Below are 24,665 nucleotides of genomic sequence, written 5' to 3'. Positions count from 1 at the left end.
GCCTTATATCGCAAGACGACAGATTGCTGCGACGTTAGGCTAAGTCATCAATTCTTACAATGTTGCGGTGCCGACAATGCCTGTACTCAAACATCTCAAACGAATGTTCACCGACTGGTTTCTGTGCGGCATGCTGCTGGCGACTTTCCTGGCCTATGTGTTTCCGCATTTCGGTAGCACTGGCGGCGCAATGCACGCGGAATGGGTGATCAATATCGGAGTGTTTCTGGTGTTTTTCCTGCACGGGGTGAACCTGTCCAGTGAGCAGATCAGTCACGGCCTGAAAAACATTCGCCTGCACGTTATGGTGCAGGGCTTTACCTTTATCGTCTTCCCGCTGATCTGGGTGGTCGCCAACAAGCTGTTGGGCGCCCATATCCCGCCGTTGCTGATGTTGGGATTTTTCTACCTGTGTGCCCTGCCCTCGACCATTTCCTCGTCGGTGGCACTGACCGGCAGTGCTGGAGGCAATGTGCCGGCAGCGATTCTTAACGCCAGCCTGTCCAGCGTGCTGGGGATTTTCCTGACACCCTTGCTGGTCAGCTTCGTGGTGGGCAGCGGCGCAGGGGGCATCGACCTGGGTTCAACCCTGCTCGACCTGTGCGCCATGCTGTTGCTGCCGCTGGTGCTGGGCCAGTTGGTTCGCCCGCTGTGCGGACGCTTTTTTGCCCGGCACAAGCGCTACACCAATATCTGCGACAAGGTGGTGATTCTGCTGCTGGTTTACGCCGCGTTCTGCAACTCGATGGTCTCGGGCATGTGGCAACAGCAGGGCAGTTCGGTGATTGTCAGTGCATTGGTCGGCAGTGCGGTCCTGCTGGCGATTATCCTGTGGATGACCACCCGCACCGCCCGCGCCCTGAAATTCAGCACCGCAGATGAAATCGCTGCAGTGTTCTGCGCCAGCAAGAAATCCCTCGCGGCGGGTGCGCCGATGGCGGCCCTGATTTTCGGGACCAACCCGGGGCTGGGCCTGATTTTATTGCCGATCATGATCTACCACCCACTGCAGTTGATCGTGTGTTCGGTGATGGCCGAGAGTTATGCCACGCGCAGTCGCGCAGAAGCCAAACACAACAACATCTCGGGTGGGAGCGGGCTTGCTCGCGATGCCGACGCCACGGCGTAACAGGCACACCGCATTGCGCCCATCGCGAGCAAGCCCGCTCCCACAGACGGCTATCGCTCAATTATTGCAGTAACACCCTGCCCGCCCGCCGCGCAGATCGAGATCAAACCTCGACCCTGCCCGGCGGTGGCCAGCAGCTTGGACATATTGGTCACGATACGCCCGCCCGTCGCCGCAAACGGATGACCCACCGCCAGGGAACTGCCCTTGACGTTGAGTTTGCTGCGATCAATCGCCCCCAGCGCTGCATCAAGCCCCAGCCGGCTTTTGCAGTAAGGCTCGTCCTCCCAGGCCTTCAAGGTGCACAGCACCTGCGCGGCAAATGCCTCGTGAATCTCGTAGTAGTCAAAGTCCTGCAAGGTCAGGCCATTACGCGCCAGCAGCCGTGGGACGGCGTATACCGGTGCCATCAATAACCCTTCTGCACCGTGTACGAAATCTACAGCAGCTGTTTCACCATCGCGCAAATACGCCAAGACCGGCAAGCCGCGCTCCCTGGCCCATTCTTCACTGCCCAACAAGACCGTCGACGCACCATCGGTCAGTGGCGTGGAGTTGCCCGCCGTCAACGTGCCCTTGGCGCTGCGCTCGAATACGGGCTTGAGGGCGGCCAGTTTCTCCAGGGTCAGGTCGGCACGCAGGTTGTTATCACGGCTCAGGCCCATAAATGGCGTAAGCAGATCATCTTCCCAGCCGGCGTGGTAAGCCGCCGTCAGTGCCTGATGGCTGTGCAGCGCCAGCTCGTCCTGCTCAACCCGGGGGATGTTCCAGGTTTGCGCCATCAACTCGCAGTGCTGGCCCATCGACAGCCCGGTGCGAGGCTCGCCGTTGCGTGGAAATTCGGGCTTCAAAAAGCCCGGACGCAATTGCAGCAACGCCTTGAGCTTGTCCACAGGTGCCTTGAGGCGATTGAACTGCAGCAGCCATTTGCGCAGCCCGTCATTGATGCCGATCGGAACATTGGAGGCAGAGTCCACACCACCGGCAATCCCGCACTCGATCTGCCCCAGGGCAATCTTGTTGGCCACCAGCAATGCCGCCTCAAGCCCTGTACCGCAGGCCTGCTGCAAGTCATAGGCCGGAGTTTGCGGCGACAGCCGCGAGCCCAGCACACATTCGCGGGTCAGGCTGAAATCCCGCGAATCCTTGAGCACCGCCCCGGCCACTACTTCGCCCATGCGCAACCCGTGAAGGTTGTATCGCTCGATCAGCCCTTCCAGCGCCGCCGTCAGCATGTCCTGATTACTGGCAGTCGCATAAGGCCCGTTGGCGCGAGAAAACGGGATTCGATTACCACCAATAATTGCTACACGACGCAGACTCATACGATTCACCCTATTCTCTTAAATCCATTAATCGTTACCAGCGTAGGCCTTATTGCCGATAACGAACGACCACGGTCTGTTTGTGGTCAACCCTTTGAACCCCACCTGTCGGAGAGTGTTCCATGTCAGACCGTTATATCGACTTCGTCAACTCATCCCTCGGCCAGCGGCTGGTCGGCGCGTTGGGGCTGCCGTCACCGGGACGACTGGAGCGCTGGCAGGCCGGGCGCCTGCGCCCCGTCGAAGGCCCTCTGCTGATTGGCGGCGGTGCGCTTGCCGCACAGGTGGCCCGCTTTGGCGGCAAACTCACCGATGCGGTGTTCAGCTATGGCCCTGAACCCTTGCATGCCACACCGTGGATTCCAGGCCAGGGACCAAAGCTCAAGGCCGTGGTGTTTGACGCCAGCGAGCTGTTGCACACCGGGCAGCTCAAGCAACTGCGCGAATTTTTCCAGCCGCTGCTGCGCAATCTCGAGCACTGTACTCATATGGTGATCCTGGGCCGTGCCCCTGAAACATTAAGCGACCCTTTTGCCGCCAGCGTGCAACGTGCGCTCGAAGGTTTCAGTCGTTCGCTGGCCAAGGAGTTGCGTAACGGCAGTACCTTGCAACTGCTGTATATCGGCGAGGGGGCCGAAGATCAGCTTGAAGGCGCATTGCGCTTTTTTCTCTCGCCAAAAAGTGCCTTTATCAGCGGCCAGGTGCTGCGCCTCAAGGCCTGCGCCAACCAGGTGCAGGACTGGACTCGCCCCCTGGCCGGGCGCAAGGCACTGGTTACCGGTGCGGCCCGTGGCATTGGCGCCGCGATTGCCGAAACCCTGGCCCGGGATGGCGCCGAACTGATCCTGCTCGACGTGCCGGCCGCCAAGAGCGATCTCGATGCGCTGGCCGCGCGCTTGGGCGGGCACAGCATCGCCCTGGACATCTGTGCCGCCGATGCCGCAGAACAACTGACCGGGCAACTAGCCGATGGTATCGATATCCTGGTGCACAACGCCGGTATCACCCGTGATAAAACCCTGGCCAATATGACCCCGGAATTCTGGGACTCGGTACTCGCCGTTAACCTCAACGCCCCGCAAGTGCTGACCAAGGCCCTGCTTGATAGCGGCACCCTGCGCGATAACGGCCGGGTAATCCTGCTCGCATCCATCAGCGGTATCGCCGGCAATCGCGGCCAGACCAACTACGCCGCCAGCAAGGCCGGGCTGATCGGCCTTGCTCAGGCCTGGGCAGCGTCGCTGGGCGAGCGTGGCATCAGTATCAATGCCGTGGCCCCGGGTTTTATCGAAACCCAAATGACCGCGCATATTCCCTTTGCCCTGCGCGAAGCGGGACGACGCATGAGTTCGCTGGGCCAGGGTGGCCAGCCCCAGGACGTCGCCGAGGCTGTGGCCTGGCTCGGCCAGCCGGGTTCGGGCGCGCTCAGCGGCCAGGCACTGCGGGTGTGTGGCCAAAGTATTCTGGGAGCATAAGCCATGACCGTGAAATGGCTCGACCTCAGCGGCCCACCGCACTTGCCCGCGCTGTACGCCCATGCCGCGGCCCGGCGCAAGATCACCTCCAGCCCCTTGCCTGAGCAAGGTCTGCGCTGCTGGGTCGAGGTGGAGCCCAAGGCCCTGGCGGCGTTTCGCGATGTTTGCGACCTGGTGCCAAGCCCATTGCTGCCGCCCACTTATCCACACATCCTGGCCTTCGGTCTGCAAATGCAGTTGCTGACTGCCAAGGACTTCCCCTTCCCGCTGCTGGGGCTGATTCATCTGAACAATCGGATCCGTCTGCTGCGCCCGATGGGCAGCGTGACGCAGCTGCGCATCGGGGTATATGTACACAACCTGCAAAAACACCCCAAGGGCGCGACCTTTGAGGTGGTCACCCAGGTTGACGATCTGCTGGGGCCAATATGGGAGGCCGAAAGCACCCTGCTGTGCAAAGGCGTGGAACTGCCGGGCGACCTGCCCCAAATCAACGATCCTGCGCCGGTGGCCCTGAGCGAACTGACCCGCTGGTATGCCCCCGCCGATATTGGCCGGCGTTATGCCAAAGTCTCGGGCGACTACAACCCCATCCACCTCAGTGCCGCCAGCGCCAAGCTGTTTGGCCTGCCCAGTGCAATTGCCCACGGCCTGTGGATAAAAGCCCGAACGCTGGCGGCACTCAATTCGCACCTGCCGGCGGCCAATGTTGAGGTTTTTGTTGCCTTCAAAAAACCGGTGCGCTTACCCGGCGAAGTGATTTTGCTCAGCAGTGAGGCGGGCTCCAGTGGCGACTTCCAGCTCAATGGCCATGACGGCCTGGTGCACTTGATCGGCAACTGGCGACCGGTTAGCTGACCACCCCCTGTGGGAGCGGGCTTGCTCGCGATGGTATCCGCGCGTTTTACCTGTTAAACCGCGGCGTCTGCATCGCGAGCAAGCCCGCTCCCACAGAGGATGGCATGCGAGCCGAAAATCCCGCTGGGCTGCCCGTGCCTTTCACTTGCACCAATCCCCGTTCGGTCGCAAGCTTTGCGCCTTCTGGAGAGCACGCCCGCAATGAACCTCGACGAAATAACCCGACGCATGCATCGCATCCGCGATAACAACGACTGGAAGCAGTTCCACAGCCCGAAAAACCTGGCCATGGCCGCCAGTGTCGAAATGGCCGAGCTGGTGGAGATCTTTCAGTGGCTGAGCGAAGACCAGTCACGCCAGCTCCCTGCCGACAAGCTCACCCACGCCGGCCAGGAAGTGGGCGATATCGTGCTGTACCTGGTATTGCTTTGTGCCGAACTGGGCCTGGACATGAATGAAGTGGTACGCAATAAACTGGCCGACAATGAAAGGCGTTTCAACAAATGAGTGACCGTCACTTCGATCAACTGGCCACCCGCTTCGCCGAGAAAATCTACGGTGGCGCCAAGGGTGCGATTCGTCTGGCCGTGCTCCAGGCCGACCTGCAGGAAGCCCTGCCCAAACGCCCGTTGCGGGTGCTGGATATCGGCGCCGGGCTGGGCCATATGTCCTTGTGGCTGGCCCAGCAAGGTCACGATGTGACCCTGGCCGAACCGGCCGCGCCGATGCTGGAAGGCGCCCGCCAGCGTTTTGCCGAAGCTGGCCAGACTGGCACCTTTATTCAGGCGCCGTGGCAGGAGCTGCTCGGCCAACTGACTCAACCGTACGATCTGGTGTTGTGCCACGCCGTGCTGGAGTGGCTGGCCGAGCCCCACGCGATCCTGCCGGTGCTGCATCAATTGACCGCCAAAGATGGCTGGTTGTCGCTGGCGTTTTACAACCGCGACGCGCTGATCTATCGCAACTTGCTCAAGGGGCACTTTCGCAAGATGCGCAAGAACGACATGGCCGGCGAAAAACAGAGCCTCACCCCGCAGCAGCCACTCGACCCACGGGAGCTGGCCATAGCACTCGAAGGGCTGTGGCAGGTCGAAACCCAAAGCGGCGTGCGGGTGTTTCACGATTACATGCCAATGGAGTTCCAGGCCCGCGCCGAGCTTGAAGCCCTGGTTGAAATGGAGCTGGCCCACCGTCGCCACCCTGCGTTTGCCGGGCTGGGACGTTATCTTCATTGGGTGTGTCGCCCGGTTTAAATCGCCCTGCGGGGGAGAGCATGATGTATCGCCGCGTTGCCTTGATCGTTTTGAGCCTGGGGCTGGGCGCTTGCCAAAGCCCCAACCCGTACACCGCCACCTCAATGCCCATGCCTCCGGCTCCGGCACAGGCAGCCAATACCCTGGACTTGAGTGCCTACCCGGCCCCGCCACGGGATTACGGGCGCTACCAGAGCTGGGCCTGGCTCAATGGTCGGCTGCCGGTTGGCACGGCATGGGCCGACTCGGCGCAAATCGCCGAAGCGGTTAACAATGCCCTGGACCAGCGCGGCTTGCGCCCGGCACAACCCAACCGTCCGGCGGATCTTTGGGTCAGTGCTGATTTGCACACCGAAAAACGCTTGCGCCAGGTACAGGACGACTATGGTTACGGGGCCGGCTACGGCAGCGGTTACGGCCGCTACGGCAGCCAATACGGCATGTACAACTCTGTCCCCGTCATACGTACTTATGAGGTTGAGGTCATCGTGGTTCGACTCAACCTGTATGACGGTAAAACCGGCCAGCCGGTGTGGAGTTCCAGTGCAGAAACCAGCAGTAAAGGCAGCCTGAGCGAACGCAGTGACGCCCTGCGCGAATCACTGAACAAGGCAGTACAGGCTTACCCTCCCCATTGAGTCTCAATAGTGAAGTGGAGAAATCATCATGCTTCGTCGCATTGCATTACTGGGCCTGGCCCTGCTGCTCAGTGCCTGCGAAACCATGCAGGTCAGCCATGATTACAACCCTGCTGTCGATTTCGCCCAGTTCCGTACCTGGGCCTGGAAAGACCCTGCCGTGCAATACCAACCCAACAACCCGATGCTTAGAAGCGACCTGACCGAGCAGCGCATTGTCCAGGCCGTCAGCAGCCAGCTGGACCAGCGCGGCCTGCGCCCGGTAGCGGCAGGCAGCAAGCCGGACTTGCTGGTGCAAACCTGGCTGATCGTGGCCAACCGCCAGGAACAGGTGGTGACCAACTACGGCTACGGTGGCCCTTGGGGTGGGCCGTGGGGGGGTTACTGGGGCGGCCCGTGGGAAGGTTACTGGGGCGCACCGATGTATAACGAAACCCGCAACGTGGTCTACCAGGTTGGTACGCTGCAGATCGACCTGATCGATGCCAAAGACGGCAAGCTGGTGTGGCGAGGGAGTGCAGAGAAAGTCGTCGACAGCAGCCCGACCCCGGCTGAACGCAGTGCTGCAATCCAGCAAGCAGTCACCAAGATCCTGAGTACGTATCCGCCTAAGTAAGTTACGCAGCATTAACTTGCTCACGATGTATATAAGTAAGTTGGTATTAATACTTTCGTGAGCAAGTTGGTTTTTACACTGCTTTTCTGACCACTTGTCGTTGTCTTTTGATTAACCGCTCACATCGCGCTTATAAAACTGGCAACTGGCCAGCGCACCGATCACTTCTTGTCTACACTCGCTGAAACTTTGGAGAGTTAGCGCTGGGCACTGTTCCAGCATCAGGAGTGCTCGATGTCTCCCCAACTACGCGGTATGGGTTTTTATGGTCCCCGGCAGCAGCATGGCGCAATCGGCCTGATGGCTGCCGTGACGCTGGGCATGGTGCTGCTGTTTATGCTGCTGGTGGTCGACAGCGGGCGCCTGTACCTGGAGCAGCGCAAGTTGCAGCGCGTGGCGGATATGGCGGTGCTGGAGGCGGTGAGTCGGGGCGGTAACTGTGCTGGCGCCAGTACTGCTGCCGGTTTCGCCAACCAGAGTGCCACTCGCAACAGCTTCACCCCCGGCAGCGTGCAAAAAGTAAACACCACTTGCGGCACCCTGAGCACCAACAGTAGCCAGTTGCGGGTATTCACTGCCGACGCAACCAAATCCGATGCCATTCGCGTAATCGCCACCACCACTGTGCCGACCAGCGTGGCCGGGGGCTTGTGGAGTATGTTTTCCAAAAACGGGTTTAATCTGAATACCAATTTGACGGCGAGTGCGGTGGGGAGTGTCGGAGGGGGGCCGTTGGCTCAAATCAGTATCAGAAGTACTCTTGTGACGATTTCATCACAGAGCGAAGCATCAGCACTTAACGCTCTATTTTCCAAGCTGCTTGGCTCCGATGTAGTACTCAGTATTGCGGGATGGAACGGGCTAATCAATGGCGATATTAACTTGCTCAAGTTCATGGACCAACTTGCGCTAGACCTTCACATCTCAGCGGGCAACTACGACCAACTATTATCAACCAGTACAAACCTCACTCAATTTCTCACCACAGCTATTACGGTGGCTAACAACAATGGCGCAACCGCAGACATCAAAACAGCACTGGGAAATTTGAAAGTACCTGGTATTAACTCCACCCCACTCAAACTCGGCGACATTCTTAAACTTCAGAGCGGCACTCCGAGTTCCGGGCTGGATGCAAACCTGCAACTCATCCAGTTTCTGGAAGCCTCTATCCAGGCCGCCAATAAAAATAGCGGACTTGCGATCACGCTTCCCGTCAGCCTGCTGGGCATCGCCAACGTCACTACCCAGGCTAAAATCATCGAACCCCAACAGTTTTCTGCAATGGGTGATCCTCGACTAGCCAAAACGGATCCACTTGGCGCAAATCGTATTTATGTGCGCACGGCCCAAGTAAGAACATTGATCTCTGTCCATATTAATGGACTTCCGGGTGCAGCGGGAATAGTCAATGCCCTTAGCGGGCTAATCGGTAGCCTCAGCTCGGTTTTAAGTGGTGTGCTTTCACTAAACCTCGTGACAACCCTTGATTCGACACTTTGTTTGCTGGGAAAAAAATGTAAACAGATCGACCCTCAACTCGTCGCGTCCCCACACATCGACATCAGTATTGATGCCGGCGGGGCAACAGCCTATGTCACAGACTTCACTTGCCCCAGTGGAAGTAACCAAACCAAAAGCCTGACGCTTCGTACAGAGTCTTCGCTGGCGGATATCCGAATAGGCCTCATCGATGCGACAGCTGCCTTTTCAAGCTCTACCCCGCCCGCTTATACCCCTGCCCCACTGGTAGATATTGGCATTCAAACCTGCCAGAAACTTTTAGGCATCGGTAGTTGCGTTGACCGCGTTGCATTTGCCGGGGGCGGACTTGGCATTGCAACCAGTACATCGGTAGTTGGATCCACAGGCAGCATGATATATTCAAGTAGCGCTCCACTTTTCGCGGTACCTGCTAACATAAAAGACGCTTCCAGCCTGCAAGCCATGCCAAGCAATCCAAACATTGTAAGTTCATTGGCAAACACCTTGGCCGGTGTAAAAATACAAGCTTACACGCCGACTCAAAGCAACCCTCTTGGAAACTTGATTGTCGGTGCTGAATCGCTCATCACCGGCGTAACGAATATCTTGACTCCCCTTATCCTGAATGTATTGAACCCGCTGTTAACCCCTATACTTAATAACGTCCTTAAATTGCTTGGGGTTAGCCTGGTAGACGTTCAAGTCGGCGCCAACCTCTCCTGCAACCAGGGTGGCCGCGCCCAGCTGGTGCTTTGACCTAAATGGAGTGCAATACCTTGTGGGAGCGGGCTTGCTCGCGATTCAGGCACCTCGGTACATCTGATATACCGAGGTGATGCAATCGCGAGCAAGCCCGCTCCCACATGAAGGGTGGAACGCTGAATTCAGGCTGCTACCAGGGGCAACTCCACACAAAACCGCGCGCCATGCTCGGTATTGCTGACACTCAGCCGCCCGCCCATATTGTCGATAATGCCGTAACTCACGGACAACCCCAGGCCGGTGCCCAGGCCAATGGGCTTGGTGGTGAAGAACGGTTCGAAGATCCGCTCCAGCAACCGCGGGTCGATGCCACCCGCATTGTCATCCACCCACAAGCGCACACTTTGCGCATCGGACTCAACACTCAGGGCTATCCAGGGCTCAAAGTCGCGGTCAGTTTCACGCTTGCTCATCAGCGCATCACGGGCATTGACCATCAGGTTGATCAGCACTTGCTCCAACTGATCCACATGGCCGCGCACCTGCACAGCGCAAGCCTGGCCCTCACTGCGCAATTGCACACCCTTGCCCCTCAAGCCCTCACCCAGCAAGGCTACAGAGCCTTCCATGGCCTGCGCCGGGTTGAACACTTGCTGTTCGATTTCGGAACGACGGCCAAACACCCGCAAGTGGTCTACCACCCGCGCCGCACGCTGGATCTGACCGTCAATACGGGTGAGTTTGTCTTGCAAATAATCGATCTGCGCATCGCCATTACCCAGGCGTTTGAGCACGTTGACCACGGCCATGCGCATCACGTTCAGCGGCTGGTTGATTTCGTGCGCCAGCCCCGTGGCCATTTCGCCCAGGGTGGCCATTTTCGCGCTGTGGGTCAGTTGCTGTTGCGAGCGACGCACTTCGGTGTTGTCGCGGCCCACGGCCTGCACTTCAAGCAAGTTACCCTGCTCGTCGAAAATGCCCCGGTCCGACCACACCCACCAGGCATATTCACGCCCCGGCAGTTGCAGGCTGATTTCCGCCGTGCTGACCGGTGCCTGCGGAGTCAAGCCGGCAATACGCTGCACAAAGGCCTCGCGCTGCTCAGTGGATAGCCAACTGCTCAGGTTGATGCCCGGCAGTTGCGCAGTGGTGCATTCCAGGTAGCTGGCCAGCGGCTGATTGCCGAAGGTCAGGGTCAGATCGGGCAGGTAACGGCAGATCATCGCCGGTGAGTCCTCAACCAGTATCCGATAACGCTCCTCGCTGTTTTTGACCCGCTCGGCCGCTTCGGTGGCTTCGGTGATATCCAGCCACAAGCCGACCACTTCTACCGGCAAACCAAGGTCGTTACGCAACAGCTTGGCCTCATCCAGCAACCAATGATAATCGCCGCGCCGATCGCGCAGGCGATAACGGTTGCGGGCGCTGCCTTCGCGCAGCAACTGCCGGGTACGGCCAAAAAACTGTTCGAGGTCATCGGGATGGACCCACTCGATCAAGGTTTCACTGGTACATTCCTCCAGCGTCCAGCCCAGTAAAGGCTTGAGGCTGTCACTGAAAAATGCCGGTACCAGCGCGCCTTCAACATAACGCTGTACATAAATCACCGCCGGGGAACTGGCGATCAGGTTGTCCAGCCGCGCATGGGCGGCGGCGACTTGTTGCTGCTGGTTTTTGATATCGCTGACATCCAGCATAAAACCTACGATGCGCCGCCGGGTGCCGCTGCCCAGCACCTGGCCCTGAATCCGGTACCAGCGGGCAGGCTCTGTGGCCTGTGGCTCATGTACCCGGGCAAACAGTAATAATTCTTTGCCATGTTCCAGCAGTTCATTGAAGCGACCGCTAAGTTCATCACGGTCAGCCGGGTGAAACAACGCCAGCCATGCCTGGCGGGTCATGGCCTGCGGCTCGGCCACAGCGTCCAGGTTGATGGCCAGTTGTGGAGCCAGTTCCAGCAGTTCGCTGGTGCTCGACCATTCCCACCAGCCGGTGCCCAGCAGGCCTTGCAGGGCTTCCATGCGCTCGCTTTGCTGCAGATGCTGCTGCTCACGTAAACGGTCCAGCAGTGGTGCGGCCAGGGCAGCGCACACCTGCATCCAGTCGCTTTCACTCATTTGCGGGCCGTGCAGGGACGCCGGGTAAAACCCCAGCATCAACCAGGCACACAAGCCTTGCTGGTCGCTGTAAGGCACCAGCACACCATCGGCATTGCCAAACAAATCGTTTAATCGCGGGTTACCGTCGCGCTCGACACGCTGGGGTGAGGTTCCGCAAAGCGGGTCGAGCAGGCTGCCAAGGTTTTGTTCGGGCAGCCACAGTTGCGGCGCATCAAAGGCGTGATACGTGCTGTGCATATACCAGGAAGCCTGTGGACCCTCACGCAGCGCCAGCGCCATACAGGGCACACGCCCATGCTGGGCGACGCTGCGCAGCGCTTCGTGCATGACCTCGGACAGACGCGACGCGCTGCACTGGCGCAACTGCCCGGCCAGCCCCAGGATCAGTTGCGTGCAGCGCTCGCGGCTGCGGGCCTGCTCACTGCCAAGGCGCAGGTCGCTGATATCCAGCAACTGCAAAAGCCAGCTGCCCCCCTGGGGTTGCACCCAGCCCCGGGTATGCACCACACGCAGCCCCGCACACTGGAAGTCGAGATCAAGACTGTGACCAACCCAGTCTGCCGGTACGCCTTCAAGCGCCAGGGTGCTCCCCGGCACCAGATAGCTCAGGAGCAGGCGCGGTGAACCATCGTCGCTGCCCCGCGCCAGGCCGTAGCGCTGCAGGCCGTGGATTTCAATGACGTGCCCCAGCGGATCAAGCATCAGCTGGATACCCGCATGGGTGCGTGATTGCGGATCGGTGGATTCAGGCAAGCGCTCGTCGGTCCGTCCCAACAAGCGCCCGAACAGCCCTTCGCTAGGGGACAAGTTGAGCACTCGATTCGGCTTTCAAATTTGTTGGCAGGCTAGGCACTGTGATCGTTCCCAATTTGAGCACCGGCATGATGGTGGTCAACGCCGTAGCAGGCAGGGTCACACTGGCAGTCAGCACTTTGGTTGTCGGGTTATAGGTCGCGGCCGGAACCAGGCTGCCTTTAACCGCAGTGGGCACCCAGGCCAGTTTCTCGTTCAATACGCTCTTGGCCAACGTCTCCACCAGCCCGCCATAGTTGGCCGCCGTCGGATCCACCGCCATGCTGCGCCGCACCGCCTCAGCCGTCGCATTGTTGAATGACTGCACCAACAGCAGGGGCAAGCTGTAGCTGAGCACGCCATAAAGCACCGCAAAAAAAATCACAAACACCAGCGCGAACTCAATCGCCGCCGCGCCCTGCTGCTTTTTGCCAAGTCTTGTTTTCATGACTGCGTCTACCCTGACTGTCGACAGTAATATCATCATAGAATCATTGGTAAAAAACGGAGGCTCTTTACGTGATCCAGTTAGCTGTTGTGTTGCTTTGGTTTGTGGCCTGTTCCATTCAAGACCTGCTCCAACGCCATATTTCCAACTTCCTGACGTTGGGTGGCGCAGCGCTGGCGCTGCTGTATCTGCTGTGGACCGGTCACACCTGGCTGGGAGCAAGCGCAACCGAAGGAGGCTGGGCGCTGCTGATCGCGCTGGTGCTGACACTGCCCGGTTATGCCTTGAACAAGCTGGGTGCCGGCGACGTAAAGCTGTTGATCGCCCTGGCGCTGACAACCGATCGTCCGACAATTCTTGGCACCGTTATCGGTGCTGGCATCTGTAGTGGCATCTGGTGGTTTTGTGCGTCAAAAATACTGCCGTCAATAAATCAACAAGTTAAGACGCTCTCGCTTGCGAAAGGCGCCACAGTGTCAAAAAAGCTTCCCTTTGCACCCTTCCTGTTCGGTGGTTTTACCCTGACAATGGCTCTGCTTCACTAGTCATTACGAGGGATTAATACCTTGTACATAGTCGTAAAGTAGGTCTACGTTTAATTCAATCACCGCAAGTATGTGGACCAAGATGTCCCTGATTGGTTTACCAGGAAGGAGAACCACGTGAACACGCCCAACCCCCTAATAAAAGTGCTCGTAGTCGACGATCAGTCGTTGATTGTCGAAGAACTGTGCGAGTTTCTGGAAAGCAGCGGTTACCGTTGCGTGCCTTGCAATACAACCCGTGAAGCCATTGATGCGTTTGTGGCCGACCCGCAAATCGGCCTGGTGCTCTGCGACCTGCACATGCCCGACATGAACGGCATCGAACTGACCCAGCAGTTGCAAAAACTGGCCGGCAAACACCGCGCCTTTGAAAGCATCCTGTTGACCGGTCGCGCCGATAAACAGGATGTGATCAAGGCCCTGCGTATCGGCATCGCCGACTACTATCAAAAGCCGGTCGACCTCAATGAGCTGCTCGAGGGCATCCAGCGCCAGGAAGCTATTTTGCGTGAACGCCACAAGAGCGATCAGCTGGGCCACCTGAACCAGAAATTGCAATTCCTGGCCGAATCCATCGATGACCTGTATCAGGACATGGAGTCCGCCCGGCGCCCTCCGCAAGCTGCCACTCACCCCTTGAACAGCCAGGAACCAGGTGAAGGCCCCTGGCAACAGATCCCGACGATCTTCAAACAGCTGTCACCACGCCAGCTGGACGTCGCCAAGCTGGTCAGCAAGGGCCAGACCAACTACCAGATCGCCTGTGACCTGGGCATCACCGAAAACACGGTCAAGCTCTATGTGTCGCAAGTGCTGCGCCTGACCCATATGAACAACCGCACCCAACTGGCCCTGTCGCCAAACGCCGGCGCCCATCGGCAAACTGCGCACTAGCTACCTGATCACTTCACTGTAGCGGTGCGAGTTGCCCGCGATACAACTGGCGCGGCGGGTGAGTGACGCCGCACCGCTGCCATCGCGGGCAAGCCCGCTCCCACAGCTCTTGCGCCGCCTACTGCCTGTGGGGGCCCGCTATTGCAGGAAAGAACTTATTCCTGGCTGGCCTTGCCACCCTCTTTCTGCCCGTAGTACTCGGGGATTTCATGTTTATAACTGTCCAGCCAGCGCTGCAGGCTGAGCTCACGCTCCGCCGGCGTAGCCGTTTGGTGGATGGGCGACTGGACGCTGCCGCTCACTTGCAATTGCAGCCAGTTCTCGGTTTGCTGCTGGGTTCTGGGGGTGGGGCCAGGCTCGATAGCCAGCGCACCCAGCGGCATCAGGGCCAGCAGCACCCCCACACGAATAGATAAAGTCATGGCAAACCTCCAACGCGTTATTTGACGACAGCCACCTGGTTGCTGGCGGTCCTGGCTTGAGCTTTCAAAGCTTGTGCCCGGTACTGGGCATCACTTACCTGTTCGGGGGTCAGGCCCGCGCGGGTTACCAGTTCTGCGGCCTGCTTCCACTGGTCCTGATAAATCAGCAAGGTCACCAGGTTCAATGCCGCCGGAGATTCATCCTGCTTGAGCTCCAGAGCGGTCAAAAACTCGAACCGCGCTTCATCAACCCGCCGTTGATTGAGATAAACCACACCCAGGTCATTGCGGATCTTGGCATCGGTCGGCGCCATTTGTGCCGCACGCTCCAGATGGGTGATCGCCAGGGCGTTGTCACCGTGCCCGGCTGCCAGTTGGCCCAGGCCATGCTCCCCTTCGGCTGCCAGGCACGACCCCAGCAACCCTTGATACAGCGGCCCGGCCTCATCGCGGCCCAACTGGCGATAAATCCGTGCCTTGCGCAGTTGTACCTGCGCCGACCCCTGCGGCAGGTTTTGCAGGTTGGCCAGGCTGGCGTGCAGCTTGCCTTCCTTGGCCATATCATCGGCCAGGTTCAGTGACAGCTCCTGGTCACCACTCAACTTGGTGCAACTGCCGCCCATGGCCATCCACGGCGGATTACTCTGACCTCCTGTGGCACAGCCGCCCAGCATCAGCAGCCCGCACACGACGATGACAGCTTTCATGTTCATACCCCTGGTCAAGAGAGAAAGGCTCGCGAGATAGCGACAAAACTCGGCCCGGCCAAGACGATCATCAAAGCGGGGAACAGAAACACCATCATCACTACCGACATTTTGGCGGACATCTTGGAGATATATTCCTCCATGCGGGTCAAACGACGGTCATCCAGCAGCTCCTTGAGTGCCTGCAATGACTTCATCGCGCCACCACCCTGCTGAATCAATTGCTGCAGAATCACGCAGGTGTCATTGAACTCGTCTACATCCAGCAGACTCGCGGTTTTGCTCAGTTCCTGATTCAACTCCAGCCCCGAGTCGACCCGGGCCAGAATCACCCGCAACTCACCGGTCAGTACCGGCAGCAGGTGCCGCGCTTCCTGGCTCAACACCCGCAGCGCCTGTTCGACTGCCATGCCCGACTCAAACAGAATGCGCAGCAACGGAATAAAGGTTGAAACTTCGATCGCCACTTCCTGCTGGCGCCTTTTTGCAGCATAGGCCAACAATCGCTTGGGGATCAGATAGCCCAAAGCCAGGGAGAACAGCATCACCACCAGCAGATTGCCCGAACGCGGAAAAAACAGCTCATAGCCCAAGAACACCAGCCCGGCAAAAGCTATCGGGGTGCCAACCTGAAAAGCGGCAAACAGCGAGCGCTGACTGGCGGTGCGCCAGCCGATGCGGTTGAGCAGAGTCTGGGTTTCGCTGTCCATCGACACCGAGCGCTGGCCAAACTTGCTGTTGCCCACCGCCCGCATCCACAGGCTGAGCTTGCCGGGGCCGGTCTTGCCACCATCCAGGCGCTGCATGACCCGTTGCTGGCTCATGCGATCCTGAACCACGTTATTGATCAACAGCGCCATGGCGCCCAGCAGCAACACCACACAAATCAAAAAGGCCATGTCATACGCTCCGTACCATGCGCCACAGCGCCACACTGCCGATTATCTGCATGGCCATTGCGGTCAGGAGCATCTGCTGCCCTCCGCCGTCCTGCCACATCTTGAGCATGTAGCTGGGGTTGGTCACCATAAAGAAACCCACCACAAACACCGGCAACGAGCCCAATACCAGCGCCGTCATCCGGGTTTCACCGGTCATGGCGCGCAACTTGCGCGCCCCCTGCTCACGCTCGCGAATCAGCACGATCAGGTTCTCCAGCAACTCACTGGCATTACCACCGTAGCGATGGTTGACCTTAAGCCCCAGGGCAAACATGCGAAATTCATCACGTTCATAAAGCTCGGCAAAGTCGTTCACTGCCTCGGGCAGGCTCACCCCCATCTGCACGTTGCGCGATACCCGGCTGATACTGCTTTTGAGCGGGTCGCTGGATGCCTCGATCGCGGTCAACACCGCATCGGCCAAGGTGCGTCCGGCCTTGAGGCTGCGCACGCAGTGATCGAGCAGCAATGGCAGTTGCTCAACCATGCGCCGAACCCGGCGGTGGTAACGCCAGCTGACAAAGAGTTTGAGCAGCACCGGCGGCAACACCAGCAACGCGAGCAAGAACACCCAGCCACCGATCAGGCCCGCCACAATCACCGCAGCGGCCCATAGCGACAGCCACAAACCCAGACGCTCTGAAGGGCGCCCCAGGCCTGCCTGCAAAAAAGCCCGGTCCAGCCAGGCCACGCCCTGGGCTTTCTCCAGCAACTGCGGCTGGCCTTCACCCAGACGCTCCAGCACACGGCCTGTAGTCGGGTCGGTCAGGGCGCGATACACCAGATTCAGCGATAGCGCGAACATCAGGAAGCTGATGGTAAAAAGCAGTAAGGCCGGGTTCATATGCAGTGCCTCAGCCGTGGGCGTTCAGGACGGGGTCACGACGCAACTTGTCGCTTGCCGGGTTCAAGGCCTCGCGCATAAAACCAAAGCCGGTGCGCTTGTCGAGACGGAACAGGGTGTTGGTCACATACACATCGTCACGCACCCCCACCACCTCCAGCACTTCACTGACGCAACGGCGGCCATCGGGCATGCGCGTCAGCTGGATAATCACGTCCAGTGCGGCGCAGATCATCTGGCGCAAGGTTTTCTCCGCCACCGTACGCCCGGTCAAACCCACCAGGGTTTCCAGTCGCAGCAGGGCATCCTGTGCGGTGTTGGCGTGGACGGTGCTCATGGAACCATCGTGACCGGTGTTCATCGCGGTCAATACATCGAGCACTTCCACACCGCGGATCTCGCCGAGGATGATGCGGTCCGGACGCATCCGCAGGGCGTTGCGGATCAGGTCGCTGGATTTCACCTCACCATGCCCTTCGGCATTGGGCGGGCGGGTTTCAAGGCGCACCACATGAGGGTGGCCCAACTGCAATTCAGCCACGTCCTCGATGGTGACCAGGCGCTCATGGGGGTTGATCAACTGGCTGAGGATGTTGAGCAGCGTGGTTTTACCGGTACCGGTACCGCCGCTGATCAGGATGTTGCAGCGCTTGCCCACCGCCTCCTGGAAGAATTCAAAGATTGCCTGGTCGATGGTCTGCATGGCCACCAGGTCGCTGCTTTGCAGCATGTCCTTGCGAAATTTCCGGATCGACAGGCACGGGCCATCCAGGGCAATGGGCGGAATGATGGCGTTGACCCGGCTGCCATCGGGCAGGCGCGCATCGACCATCGGCGAGGACTCATCCAGACGCCGCCCCAGGGGCGCCAGAATACGCTGCATCACCCGTTCCACATGATGGTCATCGATAAAGCGCAGATCGCTCTGGCTAAGTCGACCCTCGCGTTCGACAAACACCCGATGGGGGCCGTTGACCAGAATTTCAGTCACGGCCGGGTCGCGCAGCAGCACTTCGAGGGGGCCGAATCCGGTCAGTTCGTCGACGATCTCCTCGGCCAGACGCTCCATCTCATAACGGGAAATAGCCAGATGCAGGCGCGACACATACTCGGCTACCCGCTCGGTAACAAACTGGGCCAAAGACACCCGGGAACCTTCCAGCAGGTTTTTTCCGGTCTCTTCAATGGCATCGATGATATAGCGGTGCAGCACCAGTTTCAGGCCGTCATGGTCCGCACGACCATCCTTGTACAGGCCTGAGCCAAACAGCTGTTCATTGCTCATTTGGCCCCCCACAGGCGGTTCAGGTTCAGCCAGGTACCCGATTTGGAAGTCGCTTGCTCAGGCACCTGTGAACGCAAGACCAACCGTTCACCGAGTTTTTTCAAAGCCTGGCTCAGGGCTTCGCGCGGGGCCAGGTCAAACAGGGTGGTGGCCTGATTCTTGGCATTGATGCGCAGCTCCGGGCTGGGTGGGAGTGTTGTCAGCACCGGCAGGCCAAAGCTTTTACCCAGGGCATCGGCATTGGGAGCAACGCCACTCATATAGCGGTCGATCAACAAGCCCGTATGCTCGAACTTCATGCCCTTGGCCCGCCAGCGGCTGAGTACGTCGAGATTGCGGCGGCAATCGAGCACGCTTTGGTCGGTGTACCACAGCAGGCTGTCGCAATGGGTGGCAAAGGTACGCAGCGCTTCACTGTCAGGCTGACCGGTGAGGTTGACCACAATATGCTGGAAGTGCTGACGCAAGGCACTGAGCAACATATACAGTTCGGCGGCACTGGTTTGCTCCAGCGGTTCGTCACTGTCACTGTGGGCCAACACCCGCAAGCCACTGGCAGTCTTGGTAAAGGCACTGTCAATCAAGGTGCTGTCCAGGCGCCGCAAATGACGCAGGGCATCACCGAAAAAGAACGAGCTTTCCAGGCCCAGCACGGCCAGGCCATCACCACGGGGCACGCCCAGGTCCAGAAACAGGGTTTTTTGATCGTGCTTTTGCACCACCAGCCCCAGGTGGCTGGCCAGCAATGCACCATCGGCATTGCATTGCGCACTGAACAACACGCTCAGACCACCCAACTGGGCATTCGGTGCCACAGGTGGCAGGCGCTTGCTCAGGCGCCGTACCAGCCCCGCCACTTCACTGGAGCGCGAACCGTAGGCCACAAAGTCCCTCGCCCCGGCGCGCATGGCATTGAGTACCAGCTGGTTATCCATACCGTCGCCCAGGGCAACGATGGCCAACATGGGCTTGGCTTCCAGAGCACCTTCAATCAGCGCGCACTGGTTGACTACCTTGTCCCGATCCAGGCCCACAAATATCAGGCCGGCAAACGTCACATCAACCAGGGCCAGCAGTTCATCCAGGCTACTTGTGCCTGCACCCACCACTTGACCCAACGGCGCTAATGCTCCCTGCAGCCACTCAAGATCGGTGTTGTTGCGCGTCAGCGCGAGAAATGTCTGGCTTAGGCTTTGGCTCATTGAGATAACCCGCTACGGCTATTGAATTTGCCGTTCTCCAGGAAATACAGGCGATACCAGTTAGGGTCGTAATTGCGCAATTGCTCCCCGGGCATCGTCGGCAGTGCCGCATTGGCAGCCAGTGGCTGGACCAGATGCGGGGTGACGATCATCAGCAGTTCTTTCTCTTCACGACTGATATTGGAGTCGCGGAAAAAAGCGCCAAGAATCGGAATGTCGCCCAGCCCCGGGAATTTGTTGACCTGGGAGCTGTTGCGCGAACTGATCAAGCCACTGATCACAAAGCTTTCGCCGTCGGCCAGTGAGATGCTGGTATCGGTGCGTCGAACCGTCAGGCCCGGAACCAGGGTGCCGGCGATATTCACCGCATTGGTGTAGTCCAGCTCACTGACTTCGGGGGCCACCTTGAGCATGATGCGATCACGCCCCACCACGGTCGGAGTCAGCGTGAGGCGGATACCGAACTCCTTGTACTCGATCGACACGTTATCGCTGCCGCTGCTGGGCACCGGGATTGGCACTTCACCACCGGCCAGAAAGGTTGCACTCTGCCCGCTCATGGCCACGAGGCTGGGACGCGCCAGGGTGTAGGCAAAGCCGCTGCCTTCCAGGGCATTGATCATGGCCCTGACCTTGCCGCCGCCAAAGCCGATGTTGAAATACTTGGCGTTGGCCACCGGACCGCCGGTGATGATCCCTTCAGCGGTGCTGAGGAATGAGCCCGGCGAGCCGAACAGGAAGTTGCTGCCCATACCGAAGATCGAGGTACTGGCTTCCTGCAGTTTGGTGCGGCTGACTTCGACAAAGCGGATATCGGTTTGCACCTGCACCGGCAAGGTCGGGTCTTCGGAGGGCGGCAACGTCGTACCGGTCAGCCCCGAGGCGGCCTTGCCCTTGACGAAAAGCATGGTCTGGTGCGGCTCTTTCGAGCAGGCACTCCAGACCATCAGGCTGGTGGTGCCCGAGGCAATACCGGTGAGCAAAAAAGCGTTTGGCCCATTGGAGCGAATATCGGCAATGGTGGGGTCGCCCACGGCAATGCGCGAGATGTTCACCGGAAAGCCCATGGCCTTCTGGGCCCCCTGGGCCACTTCCAATACCGAAGGCAATGCGTTGAATGCCGCGCAGTTTTCGCCTGCGGCCAAGGCCATCTCCAGGGGCAAGCTGCTCAGCAGCAGCGTCCAGAAAGCGCGTTTATAAAGTGGAGGGCAACGGTGGCTCATGTTGGTTTTCCTTTCAGATAAGGATTTTTATTGGGCCTACTGCTGAGCCGTTTGATTGCCGCGGATCACTTCAATACCGCGTACCCGAGGGGCGACAGCGGGATTGCTGCTGACTGGCACTCTTGCCGGACTGGCCATGGCTAACTGGTTAAATTGATAGAGACTGCGCTTGGCATTATCAAGATTAGTCGCAGATTCCTGCTCGCCCGCCCAATATTTGCTCAAACGTTGCTCGTCGGCACTGCGCACGGCCAGGCGCAGGGTGCCTGCCTGGGTCGCCAGCATCAGTTGATTGAGAAGCTGCTCGGGAACCGCCAGGACTGCGGATCGCGCATTGATGCGGCTTTGTTCTTGCTTGAGCGCTTCCTCGGCATTTTTCGGCTGGCTGGCCAACTTGCCATCGCTGGTCAAGCCCAGTTCACCCCCCACGCTCAGCACCCGCACTGCCGGCAATACCACCTGGGCCGACTGCTGAGGGTTGCCACTGTCCTGACGCAAAAACAACAGGATATCGACGTAATCACCGGGGCTGAGTTGCCCACCCGCAGCGGACACCTCGTCAATCATGACCCCCAGTGCGCGCTCATCCGGGCGAATCATGCGAGCCAGCGGCCCGCCCACGTCAAAGCTTTGATCACTGAGCCAGGTGCCTGCACTCAGGCTGCGCCACGGGGTGCGGCCCACCGCCTGATCGATGGCAGTCAGGCTGCCAGCGGGGGCGGTACGGAGTTTTTCCAGGGTCAGGTCATCGGCCGTCAAGGCCACATTCGGGGGGACATCGCGAACCAGTACCACCACCGCCTGGCGGGTTTTGTCTTCAACGGCCGCTACACCTTGTTCTACAGACTGAGCCACCGGAACTTCGGCGACCGGCTGCTGTCGACTCAATACCAGCCCCCAGTAACCGGCGGCAATTGCCCCGACAAACAAAATGGCGGCCAGTATCAGACTGCGTCGATTGTTCATGCACAAACTCCCTTTATCACTGCGCACTGCAGACTAAAAAACCCATTCACAATCAGGCAGCTACGAACCTTTAATGCGTTTGAAACCAATCGCTATTTAAAAATAGCTCAGGTAAAGCAAAATGCCATTAGCGAACTAAAAAATCTCTAATCAATTGTGAATAGTTTGATTTGACACGCATTTTTTAAATAGTCATTTGGATTAATACTTTGTGATTAGTCCAATGATACAGTTGTGGGAAAGTCATTTATTGCCAATGCTGTGACTGCAGGTGGGAATCACCCTGCACCCAAGTTACGCAGTGCCCGCCCCGGCGCACTAAGGAGAAGTCAGATGATATTAAATACTGTTCTGAAAGTGTATGTACCTGCCCAGGTATTTGTAGCGCGCCAAGCCAAGTTGTTTGCAAAACGGACCGAAGGCGCTTCGGGTATTGAATATGCAATTATTGCAGCGATGGTGGCGGTGGTTATTGCGGGGCTTTCGCCTGATGTGCAAACTGCAGTTACCGGTATATTTACCAAAATCAAAACTGGTCTAAACCCTCCTGCTTAACACCTCATCGCGGAGCTGTTAAATTCAACCGCTATAAGAGTACTCAACATGCCTCTCTCCCCATCACGCCAACAGCTTCTCCTGGTGGATGACGAAGAGGACGCACTGCTGGAGTTGGCTGAGCTGCTGGAGGGCGAGGGCTTTTGTTGCTATACGGCAACTTCAGTCAAACTCGCCCTTTCGCAGTTGACCCAACATCCGGATATTGCGCTGGTCATCACCGACCTGCGCATGCCGGAAGAGAGCGGTATTGCGCTGATCAAGCGCCTGCGCGAGCACACATCGCGCCAGCATTTGCCGGTGATTGTCATTTCCGGGCACGCCGATATGGACGATGTAAGCGACCTTCTGCGCCTGCAGGTGCTGGACCTGTTTCGCAAACCCATCTACCACGTGCGCCTGCTCGACACCCTCGAAAACCTCTTTCCACAGCCCACACACTTACACCTGGCAAGAACTTGACCCCCATACTATAAAAGCCCGCCCCCCTGACTTGGGGAGGCGGGCTTTTACGGTCACACACTACAACTGATAGCTAAAACTCAATGTATATCGCGGCCGGCGATTAAAACTGTCCAGCGCTATATCCGACATGGGCTTGGCAACTTCCAGGGCAACGTTGTAATAGCGCTTGTCACCAAAACGCAAGCCCAGTGCTGCCGAAGACATATCCGAACCTTTTAACGGCAACTCGTTGTACCAGACTTTGGCCCTGTCCACGACGGCATAGGGTTGCAGCAACTTGACCCATTCACCCTCGCGATTGAAGCTGTAGTTAAGTTCGTATGCCGCCCCCCAGCCCTTGTCGCCGGATGCCTGATCGTCCGGGTAGCCGCGACCGAAGTTCTGCCCGCCAAATACCGCCCTTTCGCTGTCAGGCAGGGTGTCGTCACTCCAGTAAAGAGCGCCCGATATCACCCCCTGCCAATTGTCGAAGTAGCCGTTACTCTGCACGCCCGACAGACGCAAACGGAAGAAGTCCAGATCGTACTGCGTGCCGGTCAGGTTGGTCTCGCTCTTGGCACCCATGCCATCTATGCCCTGGTACAAGCCGGCACTGACGATGCGCAGTTGTTTGGCATCGGACTTGCGCCAGTCGCCCTCAAACGCCAGTGCCCGCACGTTGGTTTTGTCACTGATGGTCTGCCCGTAGCCGACGATCTCGTAGTCAGTCTTGTCATTGACCCCGTAGAAACGCGCGGCGGCGCTGAGCCATTGATTCGGAGCAGCGATCAATGGATGGCTGATACCGATCGAAAAGCGGTCATTCTCGCGATGGGGCTTGAGTTCAAAACCGTCGCTGGTGACGATACTGGTACTTGGATCACTGCGATAACTGGAACCAAACAGGTTCAACTGCGTGCCTTCCGCGTTGAGGTACTGGCTGTAATCAAGGCGGTAGTAGTGCTCCTTGTCATTGCCCGGGGGAAACAACCCGCTCAGGGTCAATTGTTCGGCCATGGCCGTTTGCGAATTGCTGCTGGCCGCCAGCAGCGCCTGGGTGCTGCTGCGATTGCCTTCGACCAGGCTCATGCTGGTGGTGAAGGGCTTGCGGCTGGCACTGATACTCAGCGTCGATGCACCATCGGTGGTGCCGGGTGGTGGCACTTGCGCCTCCAGGGTGACGCCGGGGATGCGGCTCAACAGCGTGCTGTAGCGGTTGAACGTCTTGCGGGTCAGCGGGCGTTCGCCCTTGAGCTTATCGACCAGCTCATCCACAAACCCTTTGACCCGCCCGATATCGCCGTCAACCTTGTACTCGCTGATATAGCCTTCAACCAGCACCACACGCACCAGGCCCTGGTCGAAGTTCTGCTGAGGCAAAAACGCATAGGACAATAAATAGCCATCGTCCTGGTAACGCTTGGTGATCTTGCGTGTGGCCTCGATCAGTTCGGCCAGGGTGATTTCATGGCCCAGCAGCGGTTTGTACACCGCCCCCAGCTCTGGCAACGGATAGATCGTGCCACCTTCGATCTGCAACTTGCGAATGGTCAGGCGGGTACCCATTTCCAGTGGCCGGGGTTGTGCAGCCGCCGGCTTGGGTAGCTCCAGCGCAGGCGCCGCAGGGCGATAGGCATCCACCGGCAGGTTGGGCGTGGGCAGGGTTTGCATGCTGTCATTGCTGTTGAGAAAACGCGGAAGGGTCTCGGCACCCGCATACGGGGCCAGAGCCAACAACAAAAAGGGAACGCAATTACGCATAGGACACTCCATGTTCAACTACGGCGACATAACGA

At 58.7% G+C, this 24,665-nt stretch carries 24 protein-coding genes; 12 read left to right on the top strand and 12 right to left on the bottom strand.

The genetic code is table 11. The features are described 5' to 3' along the window. Window positions 1-76: 76 nt before the first annotated feature. The gene (locus EQV96_RS19440; protein WP_095019799.1) at window positions 77-1,129 is read left to right on the top strand and encodes a bile acid:sodium symporter family protein; all 1,053 of its coding nucleotides are present in this window, start codon (window positions 77-79) and stop codon (window positions 1,127-1,129) included. Window positions 1,130-1,179: 50 nt separating this feature from the next. Here EQV96_RS19440 and EQV96_RS19435 read toward each other — a convergent pair whose 3' ends face one another. Continuing rightward, a complete protein-coding gene (locus EQV96_RS19435; RefSeq protein WP_095019798.1) occupies window positions 1,180-2,454 on the bottom strand; it encodes an acetyl-CoA C-acetyltransferase in 1,275 nt (424 codons plus the stop codon). 122 nt (window positions 2,455-2,576) lie between these two features. Between EQV96_RS19435 and EQV96_RS19430 the strand changes: the two genes are divergently transcribed. The 7 genes from EQV96_RS19430 (at window position 2,577) to EQV96_RS19400 (ending at window position 9,535) form a co-directional block, all read left to right on the top strand. Then, a complete protein-coding gene (locus EQV96_RS19430; protein ID WP_095001062.1) occupies window positions 2,577-3,929 on the top strand; it encodes a 3-oxoacyl-ACP reductase in 1,353 nt (450 codons plus the stop codon). A 3-nt stretch (window positions 3,930-3,932) separates the two neighbouring features. Next, on the top strand, window positions 3,933-4,787 hold the full coding sequence (locus tag EQV96_RS19425; RefSeq protein ID WP_240882270.1) for a MaoC/PaaZ C-terminal domain-containing protein: 855 nt from the start codon (window positions 3,933-3,935) through the stop codon (window positions 4,785-4,787). 201 nt (window positions 4,788-4,988) lie between these two features. Next, on the top strand, window positions 4,989-5,294 hold the full coding sequence (locus tag EQV96_RS19420) for a nucleotide pyrophosphohydrolase (RefSeq protein WP_095001060.1): 306 nt from the start codon (window positions 4,989-4,991) through the stop codon (window positions 5,292-5,294). After that, window positions 5,291-6,040 carry a methyltransferase domain-containing protein gene (locus EQV96_RS19415; RefSeq protein ID WP_240882269.1) on the top strand — a complete coding sequence of 250 codons (750 nt, stop codon included), beginning with the start codon at window positions 5,291-5,293 and terminating at the stop codon, window positions 6,038-6,040. Before EQV96_RS19420 ends, EQV96_RS19415 begins: the two co-directional genes overlap by 4 nt. 23 nt (window positions 6,041-6,063) lie before the next feature. Further along, a complete protein-coding gene (locus EQV96_RS19410) occupies window positions 6,064-6,678 on the top strand; it encodes a DUF4136 domain-containing protein (RefSeq protein ID WP_240882268.1) in 615 nt (204 codons plus the stop codon). Window positions 6,679-6,706: 28 nt separating this feature from the next. After that, window positions 6,707-7,294: a DUF4136 domain-containing protein gene (locus EQV96_RS19405; protein ID WP_095001057.1), complete on the top strand. Its 588-nt coding sequence runs from the start codon at window positions 6,707-6,709 to the stop codon at window positions 7,292-7,294. Window positions 7,295-7,528: 234 nt separating this feature from the next. Continuing rightward, window positions 7,529-9,535 carry a pilus assembly protein TadG-related protein gene (locus EQV96_RS19400; RefSeq protein WP_240882267.1) on the top strand — a complete coding sequence of 669 codons (2,007 nt, stop codon included), beginning with the start codon at window positions 7,529-7,531 and terminating at the stop codon, window positions 9,533-9,535. Between the two features lie 128 nt (window positions 9,536-9,663). Here the strand turns inward: EQV96_RS19400 and EQV96_RS19395 are convergent, their stop codons facing one another. Both EQV96_RS19395 and EQV96_RS19390 read right to left on the bottom strand, forming a co-directional pair. Beyond that, a complete protein-coding gene (locus EQV96_RS19395) occupies window positions 9,664-12,408 on the bottom strand; it encodes an ATP-binding protein (RefSeq protein WP_240882266.1) in 2,745 nt (914 codons plus the stop codon). Then, window positions 12,398-12,841, bottom strand: a complete 444-nt coding sequence (locus EQV96_RS19390) for a TadE/TadG family type IV pilus assembly protein (RefSeq protein WP_095020824.1) — start codon at window positions 12,839-12,841, stop codon at window positions 12,398-12,400. The genes EQV96_RS19395 and EQV96_RS19390 overlap by 11 nt, the downstream gene beginning before the upstream one ends. Window positions 12,842-12,912: 71 nt before the next feature. On the opposite strand from EQV96_RS19390, the gene EQV96_RS19385 reads away from it, so the two are divergent. Beyond that, window positions 12,913-13,386, top strand: a complete 474-nt coding sequence (locus tag EQV96_RS19385) for a prepilin peptidase (protein ID WP_095001053.1) — start codon at window positions 12,913-12,915, stop codon at window positions 13,384-13,386. Window positions 13,387-13,503: 117 nt separating this feature from the next. After that, window positions 13,504-14,280 carry a response regulator transcription factor gene (locus tag EQV96_RS19380; RefSeq protein ID WP_240882265.1) on the top strand — a complete coding sequence of 259 codons (777 nt, stop codon included), beginning with the start codon at window positions 13,504-13,506 and terminating at the stop codon, window positions 14,278-14,280. Window positions 14,281-14,435: 155 nt separating this feature from the next. Here the strand turns inward: EQV96_RS19380 and EQV96_RS19375 are convergent, their stop codons facing one another. From EQV96_RS19375 to cpaB, 8 genes are read right to left on the bottom strand one after another with little or no spacing between them, the layout of a single operon-like run. Further along, the gene (locus tag EQV96_RS19375) at window positions 14,436-14,702 is read right to left on the bottom strand and encodes a DUF3613 domain-containing protein (protein ID WP_095001051.1); all 267 of its coding nucleotides are present in this window, start codon (window positions 14,700-14,702) and stop codon (window positions 14,436-14,438) included. A gap of 17 nt (window positions 14,703-14,719) precedes the next feature. After that, window positions 14,720-15,409, bottom strand: a complete 690-nt coding sequence (locus EQV96_RS19370; RefSeq protein ID WP_095001050.1) for a tetratricopeptide repeat protein — start codon at window positions 15,407-15,409, stop codon at window positions 14,720-14,722. 14 nt (window positions 15,410-15,423) lie between these two features. Then, window positions 15,424-16,308: a type II secretion system F family protein gene (locus tag EQV96_RS19365; protein WP_240882264.1), complete on the bottom strand. Its 885-nt coding sequence runs from the start codon at window positions 16,306-16,308 to the stop codon at window positions 15,424-15,426. A gap of 1 nt (window position 16,309) precedes the next feature. After that, window positions 16,310-17,194, bottom strand: coding sequence for a type II secretion system F family protein (locus EQV96_RS19360; RefSeq protein ID WP_095001048.1), 885 nt, complete (start codon window positions 17,192-17,194; stop codon window positions 16,310-16,312). Window positions 17,195-17,204: 10 nt separating this feature from the next. Then, on the bottom strand, window positions 17,205-18,479 hold the full coding sequence (locus EQV96_RS19355; protein ID WP_095001047.1) for a CpaF family protein: 1,275 nt from the start codon (window positions 18,477-18,479) through the stop codon (window positions 17,205-17,207). Further along, window positions 18,476-19,681 carry a pilus assembly protein gene (locus tag EQV96_RS19350; RefSeq protein ID WP_095001046.1) on the bottom strand — a complete coding sequence of 402 codons (1,206 nt, stop codon included), beginning with the start codon at window positions 19,679-19,681 and terminating at the stop codon, window positions 18,476-18,478. The genes EQV96_RS19355 and EQV96_RS19350 overlap by 4 nt, the downstream gene beginning before the upstream one ends. Next, window positions 19,678-20,904: a type II and III secretion system protein family protein gene (locus EQV96_RS19345; RefSeq protein ID WP_095001045.1), complete on the bottom strand. Its 1,227-nt coding sequence runs from the start codon at window positions 20,902-20,904 to the stop codon at window positions 19,678-19,680. Before EQV96_RS19345 ends, EQV96_RS19350 begins: the two co-directional genes overlap by 4 nt. 36 nt (window positions 20,905-20,940) lie before the next feature. Next, the gene (cpaB, locus tag EQV96_RS19340; protein ID WP_095001044.1) at window positions 20,941-21,870 is read right to left on the bottom strand and encodes a Flp pilus assembly protein CpaB; all 930 of its coding nucleotides are present in this window, start codon (window positions 21,868-21,870) and stop codon (window positions 20,941-20,943) included. A 333-nt stretch (window positions 21,871-22,203) separates the two neighbouring features. On the opposite strand from cpaB, the gene EQV96_RS19335 reads away from it, so the two are divergent. Both EQV96_RS19335 and EQV96_RS19330 read left to right on the top strand, forming a co-directional pair. Then, window positions 22,204-22,425: a Flp family type IVb pilin gene (locus EQV96_RS19335; RefSeq protein WP_095020821.1), complete on the top strand. Its 222-nt coding sequence runs from the start codon at window positions 22,204-22,206 to the stop codon at window positions 22,423-22,425. Window positions 22,426-22,473: 48 nt separating this feature from the next. After that, window positions 22,474-22,887: a response regulator gene (locus tag EQV96_RS19330; RefSeq protein WP_095001042.1), complete on the top strand. Its 414-nt coding sequence runs from the start codon at window positions 22,474-22,476 to the stop codon at window positions 22,885-22,887. Window positions 22,888-22,947: 60 nt separating this feature from the next. Here EQV96_RS19330 and EQV96_RS19325 read toward each other — a convergent pair whose 3' ends face one another. Further along, complete coding sequence (locus tag EQV96_RS19325; protein WP_095027243.1) at window positions 22,948-24,630, bottom strand: POTRA domain-containing protein; 1,683 nt, start codon at window positions 24,628-24,630, stop codon at window positions 22,948-22,950. Window positions 24,631-24,665: the final 35 nt, after the last annotated feature.

This window comes from Pseudomonas sp. TMW22080, from assembly GCF_022496745.1.
Taxonomy (GTDB): Bacteria; Pseudomonadota; Gammaproteobacteria; order Pseudomonadales; family Pseudomonadaceae; genus Aquipseudomonas; species Aquipseudomonas bubulae.
This window is presented reverse-complemented; position numbering and strand designations above follow the sequence as displayed.

Bases quoted from the DNA above. Each gene is read 5' to 3' on its own strand.
- EQV96_RS19440 (WP_095019799.1), top strand. From the start codon at position 77: ATGCCTGTACTCAAACATCTCAAACGAATGTTCACCGACTGGTTTCTG.
- EQV96_RS19390 (WP_095020824.1), bottom strand. From the start codon at position 12,841: ATGAAAACAAGACTTGGCAAAAAGCAGCAGGGCGCGGCGGCGATTGAG.
- EQV96_RS19415 (WP_240882269.1), top strand. From the start codon at position 5,291: ATGAGTGACCGTCACTTCGATCAACTGGCCACCCGCTTCGCCGAGAAA.
- EQV96_RS19400 (WP_240882267.1), top strand. From the start codon at position 7,529: ATGTCTCCCCAACTACGCGGTATGGGTTTTTATGGTCCCCGGCAGCAG.
- EQV96_RS19430 (WP_095001062.1), top strand. From the start codon at position 2,577: ATGTCAGACCGTTATATCGACTTCGTCAACTCATCCCTCGGCCAGCGG.
- EQV96_RS19425 (WP_240882270.1), top strand. From the start codon at position 3,933: ATGACCGTGAAATGGCTCGACCTCAGCGGCCCACCGCACTTGCCCGCG.
- EQV96_RS19420 (WP_095001060.1), top strand. From the start codon at position 4,989: ATGAACCTCGACGAAATAACCCGACGCATGCATCGCATCCGCGATAAC.
- EQV96_RS19350 (WP_095001046.1), bottom strand. From the start codon at position 19,681: ATGAGCCAAAGCCTAAGCCAGACATTTCTCGCGCTGACGCGCAACAAC.
- EQV96_RS19345 (WP_095001045.1), bottom strand. From the start codon at position 20,904: ATGAGCCACCGTTGCCCTCCACTTTATAAACGCGCTTTCTGGACGCTG.
- EQV96_RS19360 (WP_095001048.1), bottom strand. From the start codon at position 17,194: ATGAACCCGGCCTTACTGCTTTTTACCATCAGCTTCCTGATGTTCGCG.
- cpaB (WP_095001044.1), bottom strand. From the start codon at position 21,870: ATGAACAATCGACGCAGTCTGATACTGGCCGCCATTTTGTTTGTCGGG.
- EQV96_RS19335 (WP_095020821.1), top strand. From the start codon at position 22,204: ATGATATTAAATACTGTTCTGAAAGTGTATGTACCTGCCCAGGTATTT.
- EQV96_RS19355 (WP_095001047.1), bottom strand. From the start codon at position 18,479: ATGAGCAATGAACAGCTGTTTGGCTCAGGCCTGTACAAGGATGGTCGT.
- EQV96_RS19365 (WP_240882264.1), bottom strand. From the start codon at position 16,308: ATGGCCTTTTTGATTTGTGTGGTGTTGCTGCTGGGCGCCATGGCGCTG.
- EQV96_RS19410 (WP_240882268.1), top strand. From the start codon at position 6,064: ATGTATCGCCGCGTTGCCTTGATCGTTTTGAGCCTGGGGCTGGGCGCT.
- EQV96_RS19370 (WP_095001050.1), bottom strand. From the start codon at position 15,409: ATGAAAGCTGTCATCGTCGTGTGCGGGCTGCTGATGCTGGGCGGCTGT.
- EQV96_RS19375 (WP_095001051.1), bottom strand. From the start codon at position 14,702: ATGACTTTATCTATTCGTGTGGGGGTGCTGCTGGCCCTGATGCCGCTG.
- EQV96_RS19330 (WP_095001042.1), top strand. From the start codon at position 22,474: ATGCCTCTCTCCCCATCACGCCAACAGCTTCTCCTGGTGGATGACGAA.
- EQV96_RS19435 (WP_095019798.1), bottom strand. From the start codon at position 2,454: ATGAGTCTGCGTCGTGTAGCAATTATTGGTGGTAATCGAATCCCGTTT.
- EQV96_RS19405 (WP_095001057.1), top strand. From the start codon at position 6,707: ATGCTTCGTCGCATTGCATTACTGGGCCTGGCCCTGCTGCTCAGTGCC.
- EQV96_RS19325 (WP_095027243.1), bottom strand. From the start codon at position 24,630: ATGCGTAATTGCGTTCCCTTTTTGTTGTTGGCTCTGGCCCCGTATGCG.